14 protein-coding genes are annotated in these 22078 nt (G+C 64.8%); 5 read left to right on the top strand and 9 right to left on the bottom strand.

The genetic code is table 11. The features are described from left to right. Positions 1 to 84 precede the first annotated feature (84 nt). From B0G77_RS20075 to B0G77_RS20085, 3 genes are read left to right on the top strand one after another with little or no spacing between them, the layout of a single operon-like run. Positions 85 to 1467 carry an MdtA/MuxA family multidrug efflux RND transporter periplasmic adaptor subunit gene (locus tag B0G77_RS20075; RefSeq protein WP_133663696.1) on the top strand — a complete coding sequence of 461 codons (1383 nt, stop codon included), beginning with the start codon at positions 85 to 87 and terminating at the stop codon, positions 1465 to 1467. A gap of 17 nt (positions 1468 to 1484) precedes the next feature. Then, complete coding sequence (locus B0G77_RS20080) at positions 1485 to 4613, top strand: MdtB/MuxB family multidrug efflux RND transporter permease subunit (protein WP_133663697.1); 3129 nt, start codon at positions 1485 to 1487, stop codon at positions 4611 to 4613. A 3-nt stretch (positions 4614 to 4616) separates the two neighbouring features. Continuing rightward, complete coding sequence (locus B0G77_RS20085; protein WP_133663698.1) at positions 4617 to 7910, top strand: efflux RND transporter permease subunit; 3294 nt, start codon at positions 4617 to 4619, stop codon at positions 7908 to 7910. A gap of 77 nt (positions 7911 to 7987) precedes the next feature. Here the strand turns inward: B0G77_RS20085 and B0G77_RS20090 are convergent, their stop codons facing one another. From B0G77_RS20090 to B0G77_RS20100, 3 genes are all read right to left on the bottom strand, one after another. After that, a complete protein-coding gene (locus B0G77_RS20090) occupies positions 7988 to 8452 on the bottom strand; it encodes a hypothetical protein (protein WP_133663699.1) in 465 nt (154 codons plus the stop codon). A 97-nt stretch (positions 8453 to 8549) separates the two neighbouring features. Then, on the bottom strand, positions 8550 to 9113 hold the full coding sequence (locus B0G77_RS20095) for a peroxiredoxin (RefSeq protein ID WP_133663700.1): 564 nt from the start codon (positions 9111 to 9113) through the stop codon (positions 8550 to 8552). A gap of 173 nt (positions 9114 to 9286) precedes the next feature. Continuing rightward, complete coding sequence (locus tag B0G77_RS20100) at positions 9287 to 10603, bottom strand: EAL domain-containing protein (RefSeq protein ID WP_133663701.1); 1317 nt, start codon at positions 10601 to 10603, stop codon at positions 9287 to 9289. Positions 10604 to 10914: 311 nt separating this feature from the next. Between B0G77_RS20100 and B0G77_RS20105 the strand changes: the two genes are divergently transcribed. Both B0G77_RS20105 and B0G77_RS20110 read left to right on the top strand, forming a co-directional pair. Continuing rightward, positions 10915 to 12732 (top strand): sensor domain-containing phosphodiesterase, encoded by a 1818-nt coding sequence (locus tag B0G77_RS20105; RefSeq protein WP_133663702.1) that lies wholly within the window; start codon positions 10915 to 10917, stop codon positions 12730 to 12732. A gap of 85 nt (positions 12733 to 12817) precedes the next feature. After that, a complete protein-coding gene (locus tag B0G77_RS20110) occupies positions 12818 to 14272 on the top strand; it encodes an HDOD domain-containing protein (protein ID WP_133663703.1) in 1455 nt (484 codons plus the stop codon). 98 nt (positions 14273 to 14370) lie between these two features. Here the strand turns inward: B0G77_RS20110 and B0G77_RS20115 are convergent, their stop codons facing one another. The 6 genes from B0G77_RS20115 to aruF form a co-directional block, all read right to left on the bottom strand. After that, the gene (locus tag B0G77_RS20115; RefSeq protein ID WP_133663704.1) at positions 14371 to 15747 is read right to left on the bottom strand and encodes an EAL domain-containing protein; all 1377 of its coding nucleotides are present in this window, start codon (positions 15745 to 15747) and stop codon (positions 14371 to 14373) included. A gap of 390 nt (positions 15748 to 16137) precedes the next feature. Continuing rightward, a complete protein-coding gene (gene astE / locus B0G77_RS20120; RefSeq protein ID WP_133663705.1) occupies positions 16138 to 17187 on the bottom strand; it encodes a succinylglutamate desuccinylase in 1050 nt (349 codons plus the stop codon). Beyond that, positions 17171 to 18511 carry an N-succinylarginine dihydrolase gene (gene astB, locus B0G77_RS20125; protein ID WP_133663706.1) on the bottom strand — a complete coding sequence of 447 codons (1341 nt, stop codon included), beginning with the start codon at positions 18509 to 18511 and terminating at the stop codon, positions 17171 to 17173. Before astB ends, astE begins: the two co-directional genes overlap by 17 nt. A gap of 9 nt (positions 18512 to 18520) precedes the next feature. Beyond that, positions 18521 to 19984 (bottom strand): succinylglutamate-semialdehyde dehydrogenase, encoded by a 1464-nt coding sequence (gene astD / locus B0G77_RS20130; protein ID WP_133663707.1) that lies wholly within the window; start codon positions 19982 to 19984, stop codon positions 18521 to 18523. 2 nt (positions 19985 to 19986) lie between these two features. Next, positions 19987 to 21018 carry an arginine N-succinyltransferase gene (gene astA / locus B0G77_RS20135; protein ID WP_133663708.1) on the bottom strand — a complete coding sequence of 344 codons (1032 nt, stop codon included), beginning with the start codon at positions 21016 to 21018 and terminating at the stop codon, positions 19987 to 19989. Beyond that, a complete protein-coding gene (gene aruF, locus B0G77_RS20140) occupies positions 21015 to 22070 on the bottom strand; it encodes an arginine/ornithine succinyltransferase subunit alpha (protein WP_133663709.1) in 1056 nt (351 codons plus the stop codon). The genes astA and aruF overlap by 4 nt, the downstream gene beginning before the upstream one ends. Between the last annotated feature and the right edge of the window lie 8 nt (positions 22071 to 22078).

The raw sequence follows: 22078 nt of genomic DNA on the forward strand, positions 1-22078 counted from the left end.
CTGTTGTCTATCGCCTGCTACCCAGCTTATCGCGTCGCGCAACGCGCCCTTGCTCAACTACACGCCAGCCACCTGAACGAACTGATGGACGAACAACAAAAGCATCCGGAAACGCCGCGCAGCATTGACCCCGCCCGCCAATCGCCTGAACCGGCAGGGCCAGCCGGCACGCCTCGCGTTCCGCCGGGCGCGAAACCGCATCGGGCCCGCACGATCGGGTTGATCGTCTCGGCCCTGGTGATCGCGGGTATCGTGCTGGTGCGCTGGCATCCATGGGGGAGCGATCCGAGCGCCGCACAGGCGCCCGGCGGCGCCAGTGGCGCGCGCGCTGGCCTCGGCGCCGCGGGCCTTGCCAACATGCCTCAGCCGGTGCACGTCGCTAGCGTGACACAGGGCGACATGCCGGTTGTGCTAACAGCGCTCGGCACCGTCACCCCGCTTGCCAACGTCACCGTGCGCACGCAGCTGAGCGGCACCCTGCAGACTGTCGCCTTCCAGGAAGGCCAGATGGTCAAGAAGGGTGACCTGCTTGCGCAGATCGACCCGCGCCCGTTCCAGATATCGCTCGCCAACGCGCAGGGCACGCTGGCGAGAGACGAAGCCCTGCTGCAAACCGCGCGCCTCGACCTGAAGCGCTATCAGACGCTGCTCGCGCAGGACTCCATCGCGAGCCAGCAGGTGGACACGCAGGCCTCGCTCGTCAGGCAGTACGAAGGCACCGTCAAAGCGGACCAGGCGAACGTCGACACCTTCAAGCTCGACCTCATCTATGCGCGCATCACGGCGCCGGTGTCGGGCCGCGTCGGCCTGCGCCAGGTCGATCCGGGCAATTACGTGACCTCGGGCGACACCAACGGCATCGTCGTCATCACGCAGCTGCAGCCGATCAGCGTGCTCTTTACGACATCCGAAGACAACCTGCCCGCCATCATGAAACAGATTCACGCGGGCACGAGAATGTCGGCCACCGCCTACGACCGCAGCAACACCACCGCACTGGAATCGGGCTACCTCGATACGTTCGACAACCAGATCGACACCACCACCGGCACCCTCAAGATGCGCGCGCTGTTCCCGAACCCCGACAACGGGCTGTTCCCGAACCAGTTCGTCAATACGCGCCTGCTCGTCGACGTCGTCAAGAGCGCGACCATCGTGCCAACCTCAGCGGTGCTGAACGGGTCAATGGGGCGGTTCGTGTATATCGTGAAACCGGACAACACGGTGACCGTGCGTACGGTCAAGATCGGCCCGGTCGATGGCGAGCGCACCAGCATCCAGTCGGGCCTCGCGCTTGGCGAGCGCGTCGTGATCGACGGTTCGGACCGGCTGCGCGAAGGCTCGAAGATCACGATTCCCGCAGAACGGCCGAGGGCTGCAGCGGGCGCATCCGGTGCTGCCGCGGCGTCCGGCGCATCGGGCGCGCAGGCCCACCGTCACAAACGCGCGGCGCAAGCCTCGGAATAAGGCACGGCTGATAACGCATGAATCCATCCCGCGCTTTTATTCTGCGCCCGGTCGGCACCGCCCTGCTGATGGCGGCGATCATGCTGGTAGGGCTTGTCGCGCTGCGCTTCCTGCCGCTTTCGGCGCTGCCTGAAGTCGACTACCCGACCATCCAGGTGCAGACCTTCTATCCGGGCGCGAGCCCGGACGTGATGACGTCGTCCGTGACCGCGCCGCTCGAACGGCAGTTCGGACAGATGCCCTCGCTCAATCAGATGTCGTCGCAAAGCTCCGCGGGTTCGTCGATCATCACGCTGCAGTTCAGTCTCGACCTGCCGCTCGATATCGCCGAACAGGAAGTGCAGGCGGCGATCAACGCGGCGGGCAACCTGCTGCCGTCCGACCTGCCCGCGCCGCCGATCTACGCCAAGGTCAATCCGGCCGACGCGCCGATCATCACGCTCGCGATCACGTCGAAGACGCTGCCCCTCACCCAGGTGCAGGATCTCGCCGACACCCGTCTCGCCCAGAAAATCTCGCAGGTAGCGGGCGTCGGTCTCGTGAGCCTGTCGGGCGGCCAGCGGCCGGCGGTGCGCATCCAGGCGAACCCGCGTGCGCTCGCAGCGTATGGCCTGAATCTGGACGACCTGCGCACGACGGTCTCGAACCTGAACGTCAATACGCCAAAGGGCAATTTCGACGGCCCGAGCCGTTCGTACACGATCAACTCGAACGACCAGCTGACCGACGCCGCGGCCTATCAGGACGCAGTGATCGCCTACAAGGCAGGCCGCCCGGTCATGCTCACCGACGTCGCGAGAATCATCGAGGGCGCGGAAAACACCAAGCTCGGCGCATGGGTCGACAACACGCCGGCGATCATTCTGAACGTGCAGCGCCAGCCGGGCGCCAACGTGATCCAGGTGGTCGACAACATCAAGAAGCTGCTGCCGCAACTGCAGCAGTCGCTGCCGGCCTCGCTCGACGTCGAAATCGTCACTGACCGCACCACCACCATCCGCGCGTCGGTGCGCGACGTGCAGTTCGAACTGCTGATGTCGGTCGTGCTCGTCGTGCTCGTGATGTACCTGTTCCTCGCCAACATCTATGCGACGATCATCCCGAGCCTGTCGGTGCCGCTGTCGCTGATCGGCACGCTCGCCGTGATGTACCTGTGCGGCTTCTCGCTCGACAACCTGTCTTTGATGGCGCTGACGATCGCAACCGGCTTCGTCGTCGACGATGCGATCGTGATGATCGAGAACATCGCGCGCTACGTGGAGGACGGCGACCCGCCGCTCGAGGCCGCGCTGAAAGGCTCGAAACAGATCGGCTTCACGATCATCTCGCTGACGGTCTCGCTGATCGCGGTGCTGATTCCGCTGCTGTTCATGGGCGACGTGGTCGGACGCCTGTTCCACGAATTCGCGATCACGCTGGCGGTGACGATCGTCATTTCGGCGGTCGTCTCGCTGACGCTCGTGCCAATGATGTGCGCGAAGCTGCTGCGTCACACGCCGCCGAAAGAAAGCCACCGCTTCGAAGCGAAAGCGCACCAGTTCATCGACTATGTGATTGCGCGTTACGCGGTGGCGTTGACGTGGGTGCTGAACCGTCAGCGCGCGACGCTCTTCGTCGCGCTGCTGACGCTCGTGCTCACGGCCCTGCTATACGTGGTGATTCCCAAAGGTTTCTTCCCCGTGCAGGACACCGGCGTGATCCAGGCGATCACGCAGGCGCCGCAGTCGGTGTCGTACGCGTCGATGGCAGAGCGGCAGCAGGAACTCGCCGCACAGATCCTGAAGAATCCGGACGTGGAAAGCCTGACGTCGTTCATCGGCGTCGACGGCAGCAACATCACGCTAAATAGCGGCCGGATGCTGATCAACCTGAAGCCGCGCGACGACCGCAGCAATTCCGCGAGCGACGTGATCCGCCAGTTGCAGAAAGATGTCGCGCATATTCCGGGGGCGGCGCTGTACATGCAGCCGGTGCAGGATCTGACCATCGATTCGACGGTCAGCCCGACGCAGTATCAGTTCATGCTGACGGACCCTAACATCACGGAATTCGCCACCTGGATGCCGAAGCTGATCGACCGGCTGAAGCAGTCGCCTGAACTCGCCGACGTCGCCACCGACCTGCAGGAAAACGGCCAGTCGGTATTCGTCGAAATCGACCGCCCAACCGCCGCGCGCTACGGCATCACGCCCGCCACCGTCGACAACGCGCTATACGATGCGTTCGGCCAGCGCATCATCTCGACGATCTTCACGCAGTCGAACCAGTATCGCGTGATTCTCGAAGCCAAACCGGAGATGCAGCATTACGTCGAGTCGCTGAATTCGATCTTTCTGCCGTCGGCAACATCGACGGGCGGACAGGTGCCGCTGTCGGCCATCGCGAGTTTCCATGAACGGCCGGCGCCCCTCCTCGTCACGCACCTGAGCCAGTTCCCGGCGACCACCGTGTCGTTCAACCTGGCACCGGGCGCGTCGCTCGGCGCGGCAGTCAAGGCGATCGGACAGGCGGAAAAGGACATCGGCCTGCCCGCTTCGTTCCAGACACGTTTCCAGGGCGCGGCGCTCGCGTTCCAGGCATCGCTCGCGAACGAGCTGTTCCTGATCCTCGCGGCAATCGTCACGATGTATATCGTGCTCGGCGTGCTGTATGAGAGCTTCATCCATCCGATCACGATCCTCTCGACGCTGCCATCGGCGGGCGTGGGCGCCCTGCTCGCGCTCCTCATCACCGGGCACGATCTCGACATCATCGGCATCATCGGTATCGTGCTACTGATCGGTATCGTGAAGAAGAACGCGATCATGATGATCGACTTCGCGCTCGAAGCCGAGCGCGAACACGGCAAGCCGCCGCGCGAGGCCATCTATCAGGCCGCGCTGCTGCGCTTCCGGCCGATCCTGATGACGACGATGGCCGCCCTGCTCGGCGCGCTGCCGCTGATGCTCGGCACCGGCGCGGGTTCCGAACTGCGGCACCCGCTCGGCATCGCGATCGCCGGCGGTCTGATCGTGAGCCAGTTGCTGACGCTCTTCACCACGCCCGTGATCTATCTCGGCTTCGATTCGCTGGCACGCCGCGCCCGTGCGCGTTTTCATCGCGGCGATGCAACCCCGACGCCGCCTGCCGCCGATGCGGGGAACTGAGCGATGAACCTGTCGCGTCCGTTTATTGCCCGGCCGGTCGCCACCACGCTGCTGGCGATCGGCATCGCGCTGGCAGGCATGTTCGCGTTCGTGAAGCTGCCGGTCGCGCCGCTGCCGCAGGTCGATTTTCCGACGATCTCGGTGCAGGCGACCCTGCCAGGCGCGAGCCCGGAAACCGTCGCAACCAGTGTCGCGAGTCCGCTCGAACGGCACCTCGGCTCGATTGCCGACGTAACCGAAATGACGTCGTCGAGTTCGGTGGGCTCGTCGCGGATCACGCTGCAGTTCGGTCTGAACCGCGATATCGACGGCGCTGCGCGCGATGTGCAGGCCGCCATCAACGCCGCCCGTGCCGACCTGCCGACCAGCCTGCGCAGCAACCCGACCTACCACAAGGTCAACCCCGCCGACGCGCCGATCCTGATTCTCGCGCTGACCTCCAACACGCTGCCCGCCGGTCAGCTGTACGACTCGGCGGCCACGGTGCTGCAGCAGTCGCTGTCCCAGGTGGACGGCGTGGGCCAAGTCGACGTGAGCGGCTCGGCCAACCCTGCGGTGCGCGTAGAACTGGAACCGCACGCGCTGTTCCACTACGGCATCGGCCTCGAAGACGTGCGGGCGGCGCTTGCCGCCGCGAACGCGAACAGCCCGAAAGGCTCGATCGAGTTCGGCCCGACGCACGTACAGCTCTACACCAACGATCAGGCGACCAAGGCCGCGCAGTACAAGGATCTCGTGATCGCGTATCGCGACGGCGCGGCGGTGCATCTGTCCGACGTCTCGCAGGTGGTCGATTCGGTCGAGGATCTGCGCAACCTGGGTCTCATCAACGGCAAGCGCTCGGTGCTCGTGATCCTGTATCGCCAGCCGGGCGCGAACATCATCGAGACCGTCGACCGGGTGAAGGCCATGCTGCCGCAGCTGAAGGCCTCGCTGCCCGCCGACGTCGACGTGATTCCCACCGCTGACCGTTCCATCACGATCCGCGCCTCGCTGAAAGACACACAGCGCACGCTGATCGTCGCGGTGGCGCTCGTCGTGATGGTGGTGTTCCTGTTCCTGCGCAACTGGCGCGCCACGCTGATTCCGAGCGTCGCGGTGCCGATCTCGATCATCGGCACGTTCGCCGCGATGTACCTGCTCGGCTTCTCGATCGACAACCTGTCGCTGATGGCGCTGACCATCGCCACCGGTTTCGTCGTCGACGATGCCATCGTGGTGCTGGAGAACATCTCGCGGCACATCGAGAACGGCGTGCCGCGCATGAAGGCGGCATTCATCGGCGCCCGCGAAGTCGGCTTCACGGTACTGTCGATCAGCATCTCGCTGGTGGCCGTGTTCCTGCCGATCCTGCTGATGGGTGGCATCGTCGGGCGGCTGTTCCGCGAGTTCGCGCTCACCCTGTCGTTGGCAATCGGCGTATCGCTGCTCGTCTCGCTCACGCTCACGCCGATGATGTGTTCGCGCCTGTTGCCCGAGCATCACGACAAGCGCGAGGAAAGCCGTTTCGGACGCTGGCTCGAACGCGGCTTTACGCGCATGCAGGGCGGCTACGAGCGCACGCTCGGCTGGGCGCTGCTGCATCCGCGCCTGATCGTCGCCATCCTGATCGCGACGATCGGCCTGAACGTCTATCTGTACATCATCGTGCCGAAGGGCTTTTTCCCGCAGCAGGACACCGGCCGGCTGATCGGCGGCATCCAGGCCGACCAGAGTACGTCGTTCCAGGCCATGAAGGTAAAGTTCTCCGAGATGATGGCGATCGTGCAGAAGAATCCGGCGGTCGACAGCGTGGTGGGCTTCACGGGCGGCCGCCAGACGAATTCGGGCTTCATGTTCGTGACGCTGAAGTCGAAGAGCGAGCGCCGTGCCTCAGCGGACCAGATCATCCAGCAACTGCGCGCGCCCCTCTCCGATGTCGCGGGCGCCCGCACCTTCCTGCAGGCGGTGCAGGATATCCGCGTTGGCGGCCGGCAGTCGAACGCGCAGTATCAGTTCACGCTGCTGTCCGATTCGACCACCGATCTGTACGTATGGGGACCGAAGCTCACTGAGGCGCTGCAGCGCCGCCCCGAACTGGCCGATGTGAACTCCGACCAGCAGCAGGGCGGTCTCGAAGCCATGGTGACGATCGACCGCGCGTCGGCGTCCCGCCTCCGCATCCAGCCGTCGCAGATCGACAACACGCTGTATGACGCGTTTGGACAACGCCAGGTCTCGACGATCTACAACCCGCTGAACCAGTATCACGTCGTCATGGAAGTCGCCCCGCGATACTGGCAGCATCCGGACATGCTGAACGAGATCTACGTCAGCACGTCGGGCGGCAGCGCGAGCGGCGCGCAGACCACCAACGCGACCGCCGGCACGGTCACGGCCGCGACCACGGGCGGCACGGCAGGCACGACTGCAACGAGCGCGGCGGCGATCGCCGCCGACTCTGCCCGCAACCTGGCCACCAACTCGATCGCGGCAAGCGGCAAGTCAAGCGCATCGGCAGGCTCGGCAGTGTCGACCTCGAAGGAAACGATGATCCCGCTATCGGCCATCGCGCGCTTCGGGCCGGGTAATACCCCGCTGTCGGTGAATCACCAGGGGCAGTTCGTGGCATCGACGATTTCGTTCAACCTGCCACCGGGCAGGTCTCTGTCAGAGGCCACGAACGTGATCTATCAGACGATGGCCGAGATCGGCATGCCGGGCACGATTCGCGGCAGCTTCCAGGGCACGGCGCAGGCGTTCCAGCAGTCGATGTCCGATCAGCCCATCCTGATACTGGCGGCGCTCGCCGCGGTGTACATCGTGCTCGGCATGCTCTATGAGAGCTACATCCATCCGTTGACGATTCTCTCGACGCTGCCGTCCGCGGGTGTCGGCGCGCTGCTCGCGCTGCTGCTGTTCAGGACGGATTTCAGCATCATTGCGCTGATCGGCGTGATCCTTCTGATTGGCATCGTGAAGAAGAACGCGATCATGATGGTCGACTTCGCGATCGAAGCGTCGAGGCAAGGACTATCGTCGCGCGATGCCATCCACCAGGCCTGCCTGCTGCGCTTCCGGCCGATCATGATGACGACCTGCGCGGCCCTGCTCGGCGCGTTGCCGCTCGCCTTCGGCCGGGGTGAAGGCGCGGAACTGCGCGCACCGCTCGGGATTGCGATTGTCGGCGGCCTGATCGTTAGCCAGATGCTCACGCTGTACACGACGCCCGTCGTCTATCTTTATATGGACCGGATTCGCGTGAAATGGGAAACGAGACGCCAGCGGCGCTCGCGAGGTGCGCCGGCGACTGAATAGCTCGCCTCACCAGTCGATTCTCACGTCGGTCTGCCGTGCAGGCCGACGGGGCGCGCAAACCGAAAGCGACAGGTGCCTCAGAGCTTCTGCGCTGCGGCCAGCGTGAAAATCCGCGCCCATTGCCGGGCCTGCCGCTCTCCGCTCATGGGCAGTTGCCAGGCCGGATGCGTGCCGCTCTTCACCTTGAGGGCGACCTGCCAGCCGTCGCCCGCGCGTTCGGCCTCTGCCTGCACGACGTCGGCAAAAATATATTCGCCGACGTCATTTCCCACGCGCACCTTCAGGAACCGCTTGGCGGCGGCCAGTCTGATCTCGCCCCACTCACCCTTCAGTTCGTGCGTCCAGTCGCCGTCGCGTACATTCGCGGCCACCTCGCGGCGGCGCCGCCACCACCAGGCGATAGCCAACAGCAGAGCGATGGCGACCACCACCGCCACGCCCACTGCAACGCCCAGACCGAATTGCGTCGACAGGAAATCAAACGCCCGGACCGCGCCGTAAATCAGCGCAATCAGGGCCAGCAGGACAACCACAATCGGCATCTGGCTTCACTCCGGCACGAACGGGCGCTCCAGTCGGACTGGAAGCATAAAAAGAAAGCGGCGGTCTAATCCGCCGCGCGATATCCAACCCAGTCCGTCAAGGCTGCCTGTGCGTTGCCGCCCAATCCTTCACGGCCTTCAATGTGTTCTCGACGTGCTTGTCCGGCGACAGGCTCGTGTATTCGTAGATGATCTTGCCATCCGGTGAGATCACATACGACACCCTGTTGGCCATCGGCATACGCATGGGCATGCCTGCGTCATATTCATCGATGATCTTGCGGTCTTCGTCGGCCGCTACCGGGAACTTGTTGCGACACTCGCTGACCGAGAACTTCGTCAACGTCCCGATGTTGTCGTGCGAGACGCCGATCACGGTCGCCCCATACTTCTTGTACTCGTCGACGGCCTCCGCGAATTCATGGGCTTCGATCGTGCAGCCCTTGGTGAACGCGGCCGGATAGAAATACAGCACGACCGGGCCCTTCTTCAACGCGTCTGCAAGCGAGTAGGTATACGTGTTGCCGCCGAGCGAAGCCTGCGCGGTGAAGTCCGGCGCCGCATCGCCCGGCTTGAGCGTTGCGCTGGCCGTGCCCGCGTGCAGTACCAGCCCCGCCGACAAACAGCCAGCCAGCACGAGCGACATGAAGTTTCGTTTCATAGGGATTTTCCTTTCGATTGACTGACGCACGACACCTGTCATGCAGAGTGCATGTCGAGGCATCGTAACGCCCCTTCGATTGGATCGCGCAGCGGGAACGCAGGTTCGCTCGCTCCCGCCACCTGGGCAATCGCGACGACTTCACGCCCCGGTTCACGAGCGCATTGACAGGACTACTCGCCGGCGTGCGCGGCAAACCAGGCCGCCGCTGACAGGCTAAGCTCCGCGAGCACTTCGGGCGTGAGTGCCGCGAACCCGGGCAAGGCTGCATCGCGGGCGACCGCCGCCGCGTCCTCGCCCTGCTCGACCGCTTCGGTCAGGCGCAACAGCGCGCCAAGCGGACCGGTTCGGTTGACGATAGCATCGCGGATCGGCGGCGACAGGCCCAGACGGTCGAGCGTCGCTTCCGGTGTCGAGCCGACAACCACATGCACCAGCGAAAAGATCCCGGTCATGAAGGCGGCATCGCCAAAGCTCTCCTCCGAAGGTCGCAGCCAGCTCGCCGCCAGCTCCATGAAACGCGAGCGCGTCCCGGCGAGTTGCACCAGCGGATCGGAGCGCCATGGCAGGTCGCGGCCATCGGCGTACAGCAGCAGCTGCGCCCAGCGTGCGATCTGCCGCGTGCCGGTTGCGATGATCGCTTCGCGCAGCGACGAGATATTGCGCCCAAGCCCGAACGCGCTCGAATTCACGAGTCGCAGCAGTTGCACGACCACGTTCGGATTCAGCTTCAACTCGGCTTCGAGTTCTGCAATGCCGGCATCGCGCGCAAGCAGCGCGAGGAGCCGCAACAGCGCAGGGCGCGCGGAGCGTATGACCGGCGCGCTCAATACCTGAGGCCGCGCGAAGAAGTAACCCTGGAACAGATCGAAGCCCAGCTCGCGGGCAAATGCGAAGTCTTCCTGCGTCTCCACCTTCTCGGCCACCAGCGTCCTGCCATGGCGGCGCACCGTCGCGGCCAGCGCCGGCAGCGCCGCGCGGTTGGTCGCGAGGAAGTCGACCTTGACGATATCCACGTGCGGCAGCAGGGCGACAAGACCGCCCGTCAGTTCGACCACGTCGTCGAGCGCAATCTGAAAGCCCGCGCGGCGAAGGTGACCGATGCGTTTGAGCAGGCGCGCGTCGAAGGTGACCGTTTCGAGAATCTCGAGCACGAAGCGCTCGGGCGACATCAGATGGACGATGTCGTCGAACAGCAACTCGCGGCTGATGTTCACATAGCCGCGCTGATGGCCCAGCACGGCGCCCACGCCAAGCCCGCCGATCGTACGGGAGACGACCTGCGCGGTGGCCTGCGCGTCGTCTTTGACCTCGGCGTAATTGTGCGCACCGGCGCGGAACAGCAGTTCGTAGGCCGCGAGCGCCCCGCTCCGGTCGAGGATCGGCTGTCGGCCGAGATAGACGAACTGGTCGGCCGCGACGGCAGGCTCTCCGGGCAGGTCTTCGCCTGCGCCGGCGCGCGTGGACCCGGTATCGAGCGGATCAGACATGTCTCTTGGCAGCTTGCATTCGGGTGGACCGCGGGGCGCGCGAGCTGACTGCACCAATCGGCCCGCGTCTGTTGGACTGTGCCGCATCGACGACAATCCGCGCCACTTTAACCGAATCCGCGGGCCGCTGCAGTGGCGGCTGGAAGCGGTTTCACTTACCGTTGCTTTTTTTGCCCGATCGGCTAAAGATTTCCGCCCCGGGGTCGATATCTCGTTCTGATGGACGGTCTCGTGTCCTGAGACCGGTCTGCCGGAAACGGCGGAACCGGCCTTCCGCCTGCAAGTGAGAATACGGGTTGCCTGCGACAAACATGGAAGCGAATAGCGTCACCGCGCCCCGCCGGGGCCCTCTGCGCACGGTCATCGACCGACTGCGTGCGCTCGGTCGGCGCGCCGACGGCGAGGCCCTGCCGCGCGAGGACCACCCACGCCTCGAGCACACGGTCAGCGGCGTCGATTTCCTCGCTCATGTGGACCGGGACCTCAAGTTCCTCTATGTTTCGGACGCGAGCCTGCGCTTCATCGGCTACCACCGCGAGTACCTGCAGACCATCACGCTGCACGATCTGGTCGCCCCCGGCGATGTCGCGAAGCTCGACGCCGTGCTCGCCCATGCAGCCTCCAGCGCCGCCGTCGAAAAGATCACGCTCGAACTCGTGAAATCGCTGACCTACCCGGTCGCGGTCGAACTGCGCGTGGTGCGCAACAGCCACGACGGTACCGATGGCTTTGCGATCGCCGGCTTCGATGTGTCGGCGTGGCGCGCGACCGAAGACCGACTCAAGCATGCGCTGCATCACGACCGCCTGACCGGTCTGTGGAACCAGGCTGCGCTCGTGCCGGCGCTTCTCAACGCGCAACAGCAAGCCGATGCGCACGGCTCGACCGCCGCACTGCTGCTACTCGATATCGACGATTATCAGCGCGTGAACCGCGCGCTCGGCTACGACGCCGGCGACGAGATGCTGCGCGACACCGCGCGGCGCCTGCAGAACATGGTGAACCAGGGCGAGACCATCGCGCGCGTCGCGAGCGATGAGTTCGCGATCCTGCTGCCCCTGATCTCGACGCATCCGAACGCATCGTTTGCCGCCGAGGCGCTGGCCCGGCGTCTCCTGACGGCTATCCAGCAACCGTATTCGTTCAACGGCCAGCAGGTTCACCTGTCGGCGAGCATCGGCATCGCACTGTATCCCGATGCGCGTCATATGAAGGACGCAACGCCTGGCGGCAGCCATCTCATGCGCTGGGCCGACCATGCACTTCTGCAGGCCAAGTCCGGCGGCGGCAACACCCTCGCCTTCTACGTCCCGGACGACAATCCCGCCGACGCCGAGCGCCTCAAGCTCGAGGCGGATCTCTACGACGGCGTGCGCAACGGCGAATTCTCGCTGCACTTCCAGCCGATCACGAGCAGCCAGACCCATGGCGTCGTCGGCGTCGAGGCGCTGATCCGCTGGCTGCATCCGGTGCATGGGCTCGTGCCGCCGTCGATGTTCATCCCGCTCGCGGAATCGGTCGGCCTCATCAACTATCTGGGCAACTGGGTGCTGAAGGTTGCCTGCATGCAACTGATTCAGTGGGACGACCAGGGTATCAGGCTGCAATACGTAGCGGTCAACGTATCGCCGCAGCAGTTCCGCGACCCTCGCTTCACGGACAGCGTGCGCGAAGCGATCGCCCTGACCGGCATCGACCCGCGCCGCCTCGTGTTTGAGATCACCGAAAGCCTGCTGATGCACGACCCGGCACACGCCAAGGCGCTGCTCGAGGAACTGACCGCAATCGGCATCCGTTTCGCCGTTGACGATTTTGGCACGGGATACTCGAGTCTCGCGTATCTGCAGCGTTTTCCACTCGCGAAGCTGAAGATTGACCGCAGTTTCGTCGAGAATCTGCTAACCTCGCGCAACGATCAGGCGATCGTCAGCGCGGTCGTAGGCCTCGCGCAAACGCTCGACCTCGAACTGGTCGCCGAAGGCGTCGAGACCGAAGCGCAGCGCGCACTGTTGACCGAGATGGGATGCGATCACATACAGGGCTGGCTCGTCTGCAAGGCGCTGCCATCGGAAGAACTGGCGCAGCGCTTCGAAGCACGCACGCTCCACCTGCACGGCGCAACCTCCTGATGCGGACCGCGCACATCCGCATCGAGCACCGGTCACGCGCCGGCATGCCAATCACTGGAACACGTATGGCTTTCGCGGGAATCACATGGTAAAGGCTGCGCTACTCGACAGATTGTGGTCGCGGATGAGCGAGCGCGGCGACTTCCCCATGCTGTCGCAGTCCCTGCGCGCAACAATGGCGGCGATGACCAACGACGACCTCGACTTCTCGGCGCTCGTGCAGGTCGTGCTGTCGGACTTCGCCTTGACACAGAAGGTGTTGCGGCTTGCCAACTCGGCGATGTACATGGCCTTCGGCGGCAACATCACCACCGTCACGCGCGCGCTGATGGTGCTTGGCATGGACGCCGTCGGCCATCTCGTCGTCGGGCTCAAGCTCGTCGATCACTTTCATCACAGCGTGCCGCGGCGCATTGACGCCAAGCTGGAACTGAACCGCACGATGCTGTCGGGCTGCGTCGCGCGCAAGCTTACCGAGCGCGGCGACCTGCGCGCCGGAGAAGAGGCCGTCGTCTGCACGTTAATGCGTCAGGTCGGCAAGCTGCTGGTCGTGTTCTATCTCGATACCGAATGGGACAAGATCCGCCGCCACGTCGACGCCGGCATGGAAGAAACCGAAGCGTGCAATGCCGAACTCGGTGTGACGTTCGACGAAATCGGCCTTGAAGCCGCGACGCGCTGGCGTCTGCCGGAGATGATCCGGGCCGGCATGAGCCAATTCAATCCGCAGGATGAGGAGCCGCGCCAGGTGCAGTGGCTGCGCGCGATCACAAACTATTCGACCGAGGTCTCGCACGTCCTCACGTTGCCGAATCTTCCCGACGCGGTACGCGAAGCGCGCATCGGAGAACTCGCGCAGCGTTACGGCCGTACGCTCGGAACCGATCCGGACGTGCTCGTGGAGATGAGCGTTGCGCTGGCCCGCGAAGAGGCCGGCGATGGCGTCATGCGCGAGATCAGCGAGCTGCGCGCCAACGCCGACGCGATTGCGCGCGAGGCACTCGATCCGGAGGCACGGATTGGCGCGGGTGTCGAAGACCTGCGTGCGCTGCCGTCGGACAACGCACTTGCACCGGCGCTCGCGCTGGCATCGGAAACCGTGCTGGCCGGCCTCGGCTTTGCCCGCACGGTCGTCTTCGTCAGGCACGGCGCCGGTACTTTCAAGGCGCGGCTCGGCTTCGGACCGAAGATGGAGGCGCTGCTGCCGACGCTGCAATTCAACGCAGCTTTCCAGCCGGACGTGTTCCATCTCGCGATTGCGAACTCGGTCGGCATCTTCATCGAGAACGCCCGCGACCCGAAAATGATGGCGCGCCTGCCGGAATGGTTCCGCCGCTCATTCGGCGACACACGCTCGTTTGTTCTGTTGCCGGTCGCGCTGGAGAACCAGTCGACGGTTGCACTGATATACGGCGACTGGACGCATGAGCAGGAGCCGCGCAAGATTTCTCTAGGGGAGATGGGCGCGCTCAACGAGCTTGCGCGTGAAGTCGGCAGGTTCTTCGCCCACGCGCCCGCGCGGGAAATGGAACTGCTTTGAGGGTGTGACGGGGCAGCCAACCTGAGCGCCCACAGCGCGCTACCGGGGCGAGAGGTACGGCACTTGCGTGACGCGCCCTCTTCCCCGCCTCCGGTTCTTCAATCCTCGATCCGTTCAAGCCCCGCCGCTTCGGCGCTGCGATCCGCCACGCCAGCCCATGCAGCGGCCATCAGCCCGAGCCTTGCGATATCGGCAGCCGTCAGCGGCCCCAACTGCAGGCATACGGTATCGACATCTGTCCATGCTGCGCGCTCAAGCGCTTCTATCGATGACAGCAACATGCCCAGCGCGCCCTCGCGCCGCAGGATCGCCGCGCGGATCGGCTTGGTCAGCATGAGCATGTCGAGCGTGTTTTCGAGCGAGCCGCCGAACACCGCATCGACGAACGAAAACACGCCGGTGAGGAAGGCCGCATCGGCCTCGTCCCGTCCCGCTTCGGGCAGACGCTCCACGGCCAGTTCCATGAAACGCGCGCGGGTCGCGGCGAGTTGCAGCAGCGGATCGTCTTCCAGCGAGACCTTGCGGCCGTCCGCGTACAGCAGCAATTGCGTCCAGCGCGCGATGCGGTTCGTACCGGTTGCGTTGATGGCTTCGCGCAACGTCGTGACCTTGTGACCGACACCCAGGCCGCTCGAATTCGCGAGCCGCATCAGATGCATCACCAGCACCGGGTTCAGCTTCAATTCGGCTTCGAGCTGCGCGACTGTCGGATCAGAGGCGAGCAGTTGCAGCAGATTCAGCAACGCGTGACGCGGCGCGCTCGCGCGGCGCAGGTTCTGGGTCTGCGGACGGGCAAAGAAGTAACCCTGAAAGCGATCGAAGCCGAGATCGTGCGCGGCCTGAAAATCGGCAGGCGTGTCGATGCCATTGCCGATCAGAATCTTGCCCGCCGCCTTCAATACTTTCGCGAGCTTCGGCAGCAGCGCAGGCTGGGTGCGCCGGAAGTCGATCTTCACGGCATCGGCATAGGGCAGCAGTTTGGCGAAGGTGTCGCCCGGCTGCGTCACATCGTCGAGAACGAAACGATAGCGACGCCCGTGCAGCGCGATGACGCGCGTAACGAGTTCATCGTCGGCTTCGAGGGCGGGAGGCAGTTCGAGCGTGAAGCGTTCGGGGGGCAAGAGGCGCAGCGTGTCGTCGAAGAGCATTTCACGGCTCGCATCGACATAGGCCATATGTCCGGCCAGCGCTCCGCTTACGTCGGGCTGCGCGATGGCCCAGATCACCGCCTTCGCATCCGCCGCGCGCGCGGCTTCAGTCGCCTTCAGTGCGGCGTCGGCGGTTTCGCTGTTGGTGAATGCGGCGGGATTCGGCGTCGGAATGGCGGTGTGGCGTGCTTTCAGCTCGAAGCCGCACAGCATGCCGTCGCGATCCAGCAGCGGCTGACGCGCGACGTAGACGTCGTCCAGCGCATGGTCGGCCTGGCCGGACGTGCCGTCCGGATGTTGGTGATCTTCGACTGCGATCGTAGTCATACCCGTCCCCCGCGAAGCGTATCGACGCTTCGTTTTGCTCTGCTCTTGTGGTGTATTCGTTGTGTCTGAATCCGACCGGCCAGCGCTCTCGACGCGGGCCTCAGGCACTGGCAGATTCTAGCGCACGCAGAAGTCATCAGGCAGCCGCGCGCAAACGATTTCGAAAAAAAACCGGCCGCGCAGGCGGCCGGTTTTTCGAGTCGGCCACACGCATTTCGCCTTCAGCTTTGCACAAGCGGCGTTGCCGATATCGATGCCGAACCCTTGCGGCTGATGCGGTTCCCCTCGAAAGCCGCGGAGGCGCGATTGTATGGAGTCGGCGCAGCACACCTGCCGGGCCGGCCCCATGACGCGGCAGCGGTCCCAGCGACCGCGCGGCCGTACGATGGGTCAGACGAGCGCGGCCAGCGTGCTGTCGGTGGTTTCGATGACGAGCAACCCGGCGCGCAGGCCGGGCTTCACCGTCGGATTCGGAAACACGATGCGTTCTTCGTCGTGGCGCACCGAGTAGCGATAATCGCCATCGCGGGCGAGCAGCGTGTCTTTTTCGAACGGCGTGAAATTCGGCACATCCGAGGCGACGAGCAGTTCGAACGCGTCGCTCTGCTTCGTGATCTGGTCGATGACCGTGAACACGCGCGGCAGCGGCGCCGATTCAACGACCGGCTCACCTGCGACCAGCCGGCGCAGCGCGTGATCGGCCCCCGCGAAACGCACGAGATCGTTCTGTCCGAACGGGCGGACCTTCCCGAGTTCGAGCGTGCATGCCAGTGCGCCGCACGTATCGGCGGTGAAATGCGAATACGTGTTGCCCTTCGTCGTATGCAGCAGCACAGCGGCAATGCGTGCGTCCCGCAGCCATTCGAACATCGCACGCGATAGCGGCGCGCCCGTGTGCGGCAACAACGCGAACTGCTCGAACACCGAGGCACGGATCGCCGTGTGCATATCGACGTGCCAGCGTGCTTCGGGCGCATTGGACGCGGCCGCGAAGAAACGCGTTGCGGCGCGCTCGAGTGCGGCCGCGCGCGGGGCTTCGCGACTCTGCGCGACCTGTGCATGACGGCCGCTGAAGAGGCGGTTCAGGTCGTCGTCGCGATAACGGCGCGCTTCACGCATCGCATTGACGTTGCCGAGAATCACGAGCAGCCGGCACGCAAGCGGCATGCGCCCCGTCGCGATATCGCGCACCATCAGCGACAGCAATTCGATCGGCGCGGTTTCATCGCCGTGAATGCCCGCCGACGCGAGCACGCTACGCGTTCCGTTCGTGAGCACCGCGGGTTCAAGCTGCAGCACGCCATCGCCCTGCCACGCAAAGCGTGTGCCGTTCGCGCACTCCCCCACGGCCTCTTCCGGTGACGGACGTTTGCCACCCAGCGTGTATGCCAGAAAATCGTCGAGCAGCGCGTGCGCGCCGCGATCAGCGCTGGAAGTCATAGAGCGAGCCGAGGCCGAGAATCTGCGTCAGTTCGTCAAGCGCGGTGCGCGACTCGGCCAGCAGTTGCGGATCGGTGAGATCGGCCGGTGCGAGGCGATCGCGATAGTGCTTTTCGATCCACGCATCGAGGCGACCGAAGAGGTTATCGTTGATCCATACGCCCGGCGCCACCGCTGCGCGCTCTGCGTCGTTCAGCACGACACGCAGACGCAGGCAGGCCGGGCCGCCGCCGTTCTTCATGCTTTCACGCAGATCGAACACCAGCACGTCGTCGATCGGACCATGCTGCGCCGAGAGGCTGTCGAGATACGCGGCAACCCGCGCATTTTCACGACATTCCTGCGGCACCACCAGCACCTGGCGGCCATCCGGGCGCGTCAGCAACTGGCTGTTGAACAGATAGGACGTCACGGCATCCGCGACGCTCACCTGGGCGTCCGGCACTTCGATCACATTGAACGACGCGTTGAGCTTGTCGAGCTTGGCGCGCAGTTCGTCGTACACCGCGGACTGGTCGACAAACGCGGTCTCATGACAGAACAGCGTGTTGCGGTTGCCGACGGCAATCACGTCGTTATGGAACACACCGGCATCGATCACGTCAGGCGTTTGCTGCGCGTAGACCGTTCCGCCTTCGACCAGCCCGTGACGATGCGCGACCGCGCGGCTCGCCTCGAACGTCTGGCGCGCCGGATAGCGCTTCGGTTCCGGCCCGCGACGATACTCGCTGCGCCCGTAGACGAAGAACTCGACGCCGCGCACTCCATACTCCGCGCAAAAGCGCGTGTGATTCGCCGCGCCTTCGTCGCCAAGCGCCGGCGTGCCGGGCAACGCTTCATGCACCGCGAAGCGTGCGTTGTCCGCGAAGATCGCCTGCAGCGTGCGGCGCGTCGATTCGTGTTCGATTGCGCGATGCAGCTTGCTGCACAGGTTCGCCGGCGTGAAATGCACGCGGCCATCGTGTGTGTCCGCCGAAGGGCTCACTGTCGCCGCGTTCGCTGTCCACATCGCCGACGCGGAACTCGCGGCGGCGAGCAGCTCGGGCGCGTCCTTCGCAACACGTGCGATGACGGAAGCGTCGTCGCCGGAAAAGCCGAGTTCGCGCAGAAGGCGCATCGACGGCCGCTCTTGCGGCGGCAACACGCCCTGATTAAAGCCGAGCTCGGCAAGCTGTTTCATCTTGCGCAGACCCTGCTTCGCCGCGGCCTTCGGGTTCGCGACAGACTTCTCGTTGTTCTGCGATGCGACGTTGCCGAACGACAGCCCCGCATAGTTGTGGGTCGGGCCGACGAGTCCGTCGAAATTGGCTTCACTGGCTTGCATCGTCGATCCTCAGAATTGGAGGCCCGGCGAAACGCTCGCGGGCATCTGCAGTTGTGCGCTTTCGACGGAAGCCATCGGATACGCGCAGTAATCGGCCGCGTAGTACGCGCTCGGCCGGTTGTTGCCCGAGCGGCCCGAGCCGCCGAACGGCGCGCCCGACGAAGCCCCGTTGGTCGGCCGGTTCCAGTTGACGATGCCCGCGCGGATGCTGCGCTGGAAATGCGTCCACAGCGACTCGTCGTCGGCCAGCAGACCGGCGGACAGGCCGAATTCGGTGTCGTTCGCACCGTCGATTGCGGCGTCGAAGGTCGTGTAGCGGATGATCTGCGCAAGCGGGCCGAAGTGCTCTTCGTCGGGCAGGTCCTGCACGCCGGTCACATCGAGAATCGCAGGCGTCACGAAGCCGAGTTGCGGATCGCGCTGTTCCATCGTCAGCAGCGATTTCGCGCCGTCCGAGAGCAGCCGGTCCTGCGCCGCGACGAGACGCGAAGCGGCGCGCGCCGAGATCACCGCGCCCATGAACGGCTGTGGATCGGCATTGTATTCACCCACGGCGATGCGCGAAGTCACCTCGACGAGACGCTCGATATAGCGGTCGCCAAAGGCATCGCTCGGCACGAAGATGCGGCGCGCGCAGGTGCAACGCTGCCCTGCCGACAGAAACGCCGACTGGATCGTGTGATGCACGGCGGCGTCGAGATCGGCGACCGGTGCGACGACGAGCGGGTTGTTGCCGCCCATTTCGAGCGCGAGCACGATCTCCGGGCGGCCGCCGAACTGCTTGTGCAGCAGCGTGCCCGTGTCCGAACTGCCGGTGAAGAAGAGGCCATCGATCTGACGATGGTTCGCCAGTGCCACGCCCGTGTCCTTCTCGCCCTGCACGAGGTTCAGCACGCCGGCCGGCAGACCCGCCTCACGCCACACCTCGACCGTCGCACGCGCGACGCCCGGCGCCAGTTCGGACGGCTTGAACACGACTGTATTGCCGGCGATCAGCGCCGGCACGATGTGCCCGTTCGGCAAATGGCCCGGGAAGTTATACGGCCCGAATACCGCGACCACGCCATGTGGACGATGCCGCAGCACCGCGACGCCATCGGCCATCGGTGTGCGCTTTTCTCCGGTGCGCTCGTGGTAGGCCTGAATCGAGATCTCGACCTTCGCAGCCATCGACGCCACTTCGGTGCGCGCTTCCCACAACGGCTTGCCAGTTTCGCGACCGATCGCCTCGGCGATCGCTTCCTTGCGTTCGGTCAGAAGCGTAGCGAAGCGGCGCACGATCGCGATACGTGCGTCGAAATCCAGCGCCGACCACGCTGCAAAGGCGCGGCGCGCGCTACGCACCGCACGGTCAACGTCTTCCGCCGAAGCGCTGTTGCCTTCCCACACTTTCGCGTTGGTGCCCGGGTTGCGCGACGCGAACAGGTGGCCGGTGCCGGCGGCCCATTCGCCGTCGATAAAAAGCTCAGTCATGATCATCCCTGTTTTGATTTCTGCGGCAGTACACGCACCGGATCGCCGGCGCGCACGTCGAGCGCAGCAGCATCTTCGGCGGACAGGCGGAACACGCCCTCCTCCGGCACGCCGGGCGCCATGCCGACGCGGAAGTCGGCCAGCGACGTATTCGATACGAGCGAACGCGGACCACCGTCCTGCACCCGCGGCTCGCCAATCTCGACCGGCACGACGACACTCTCGCGCACCGTGCGCAGATCGGCGATATGACATTCGAGCACCGGACCGGCGTCGAAAATATCGACGTGGTTCTCGTAGCGCAGCCCTTCGGCTTCGAGCATCCGGCGGGCGGGCAGCGTGTCGCTGTGCGTGAGGCCGACGGCGGCCTGCGCCTCTTCCGGCAGCAGATCGACGTACACCGGATAGCGCGGCATCAGTTCGGCGAGGAACGCCTTGCGTCCGTGCGAGCTGAGATAGTCCGCGGCGTTGAAATCGATCTGATAGAAGTGCGAGCCCACCGCGCGCCAGAACGGCGATGTGCCGTCCGCATCGAAGTGCCCGCGCAGTTCGGCGCAGATGCGCTGCGGAAACCGCTCGCGGAACTGCGCGATAAACATGAAGCGCGAGCGCGACAGCAAACCGCCGACGCCGCTCGTCCGGTAACGCGGGCTCAGAAACAGCGAGCACACTTCGGCGTAGCCCGTCAGATCATGCGAGATGTTGAGCGCACGCATGCGCGTCCAGATGCCGAGATCCTGGCTCGCGTGCACGACCGTACTCACGCGATAGTTGTAGAACGGCTGTTCGAGACCGACTGCGGTTTCGATCCCGCACACGCCTGCCACGTCGCCCGTCTGCGCATCTTCCATGACAAAGAAATAGCCTTCTTCGTGTGGCGCGGCCTTGCCTTCCATTGTCCGGCGCGTGCGTTCGACGCGCGCTGCCAGCGCATCGCGATCCGGCTTGAAGGTGGTGAGACCGGGACCGGTCTCCTGAGCGAGCGCGACGAGCGCGTCCACATCGCCCGTCTGCACGACGCGAACGACGATCATTGTGCTTCTCCCGAATGTTCATTCTGCGTCTGCTGATGCAGCGGCACACAGCGCACCGTGTCGCCGTCCTGCACGCCAAGCGCTTCGCGCGTGGCGCTCGACAGTGTGGCGCCTCTGGTCTTGTCCGTTGGCAGATCCGCCAACACGCAGCGGAAATCGCCTGCGCGATTGCTGGCGATGAGGTACGTTGGCCCTTGTTCGGCCGCGGCCCCTTCGTGCACCACGCGATTCTCATTGCGCGCCACGCACGCCGCGCGATCGACCTGCGCCGTCACTACCGGACCGGCATCGAAGATATCGACGTAGCGGTCCGTCTCGAAGCCCTCTTCCTGGTGGATGTCGTAGGCAAGCAGCGCCTTCTCGTCCGGCTCGCCCAGCACACGCTGCGCCGCTTCGGGCAGCAAGGGCACGTAGATTGGATAGCTCGGCATGACTTCCGCGATGAAGGTGCGGCTGCGGCCGCCCGACTCCACTTCGATATCGGCGAAATTGCGGCCGAAGAACTTGCGGCCCACCGCTTCCCAGAAGGGCGACACGCCCGCATCGTCGGTCACGCCGAGCAGCAGCGAAAACACTTCCGGCGTGAAGCGCCTGCGGTTCGCGGCGATGTACATCATCCGCGCTCGCGACATCAGATGCGCCGCCGCATCGCCACGCAACGAGGGATCGATATAGAAGCCCGCGAGCCGGCTCTTGCCGGTCAGTTCATGCGACATGGTCAGCGCGTGAATCTTGCGGTTCACGTGCAGCTCACGCGACGCATGGATCAGCGCGTCGTTGCGAAACGCGTAGAACGGTTCGGAGTAGCCGGCCGCCGCGACGATGCTCGCCGTGCCCAGCAGCTTGCCTGTTGCGGCGTCTTCGAGCACGAACAGGTAGAACTCTTCGCCCGGAAAATCGACTTCCGCGAGAAACGAGTCTTCCGACAACGCGACGCGCGCCTCGAGCGCCCGCCGGTCATGCGGCAGCGAGTGCAGCACGGGTTGGGCGGTGCGCGCCATGTGTTCGAGCGCATCGAGATCGGCGAGGCGGCCAGGGCGTACGAAGAGCATCATCGTTC

It is taken from the genome of Paraburkholderia sp. BL10I2N1, from assembly GCF_004361815.1.
Lineage (GTDB): Bacteria > Pseudomonadota > Gammaproteobacteria > Burkholderiales > Burkholderiaceae > Paraburkholderia.

What these genes read in the sequence shown, in the direction of transcription:
- B0G77_RS20090 (WP_133663699.1), bottom strand. Translation starts at nt 8,452, where the DNA reads ATGCCGATTGTGGTTGTCCTGCTGGCCCTGATTGCGCTGATTTACGGC.
- B0G77_RS20075 (WP_133663696.1), top strand. Translation starts at nt 85, where the DNA reads ATGGACGAACAACAAAAGCATCCGGAAACGCCGCGCAGCATTGACCCC.
- B0G77_RS20105 (WP_133663702.1), top strand. Translation starts at nt 10,915, where the DNA reads ATGGAAGCGAATAGCGTCACCGCGCCCCGCCGGGGCCCTCTGCGCACG.
- astA (WP_133663708.1), bottom strand. Translation starts at nt 21,018, where the DNA reads ATGATCGTCGTTCGCGTCGTGCAGACGGGCGATGTGGACGCGCTCGTC.
- B0G77_RS20080 (WP_133663697.1), top strand. Translation starts at nt 1,485, where the DNA reads ATGAATCCATCCCGCGCTTTTATTCTGCGCCCGGTCGGCACCGCCCTG.
- B0G77_RS20085 (WP_133663698.1), top strand. Translation starts at nt 4,617, where the DNA reads ATGAACCTGTCGCGTCCGTTTATTGCCCGGCCGGTCGCCACCACGCTG.
- astE (WP_133663705.1), bottom strand. Translation starts at nt 17,187, where the DNA reads ATGACTTCCAGCGCTGATCGCGGCGCGCACGCGCTGCTCGACGATTTT.
- B0G77_RS20095 (WP_133663700.1), bottom strand. Translation starts at nt 9,113, where the DNA reads ATGAAACGAAACTTCATGTCGCTCGTGCTGGCTGGCTGTTTGTCGGCG.
- aruF (WP_133663709.1), bottom strand. Translation starts at nt 22,070, where the DNA reads ATGCTCTTCGTACGCCCTGGCCGCCTCGCCGATCTCGATGCGCTCGAA.
- astB (WP_133663706.1), bottom strand. Translation starts at nt 18,511, where the DNA reads ATGCAAGCCAGTGAAGCCAATTTCGACGGACTCGTCGGCCCGACCCAC.
- astD (WP_133663707.1), bottom strand. Translation starts at nt 19,984, where the DNA reads ATGACTGAGCTTTTTATCGACGGCGAATGGGCCGCCGGCACCGGCCAC.
- B0G77_RS20110 (WP_133663703.1), top strand. Translation starts at nt 12,818, where the DNA reads ATGGTAAAGGCTGCGCTACTCGACAGATTGTGGTCGCGGATGAGCGAG.
- B0G77_RS20100 (WP_133663701.1), bottom strand. Translation starts at nt 10,603, where the DNA reads ATGTCTGATCCGCTCGATACCGGGTCCACGCGCGCCGGCGCAGGCGAA.
- B0G77_RS20115 (WP_133663704.1), bottom strand. Translation starts at nt 15,747, where the DNA reads ATGACTACGATCGCAGTCGAAGATCACCAACATCCGGACGGCACGTCC.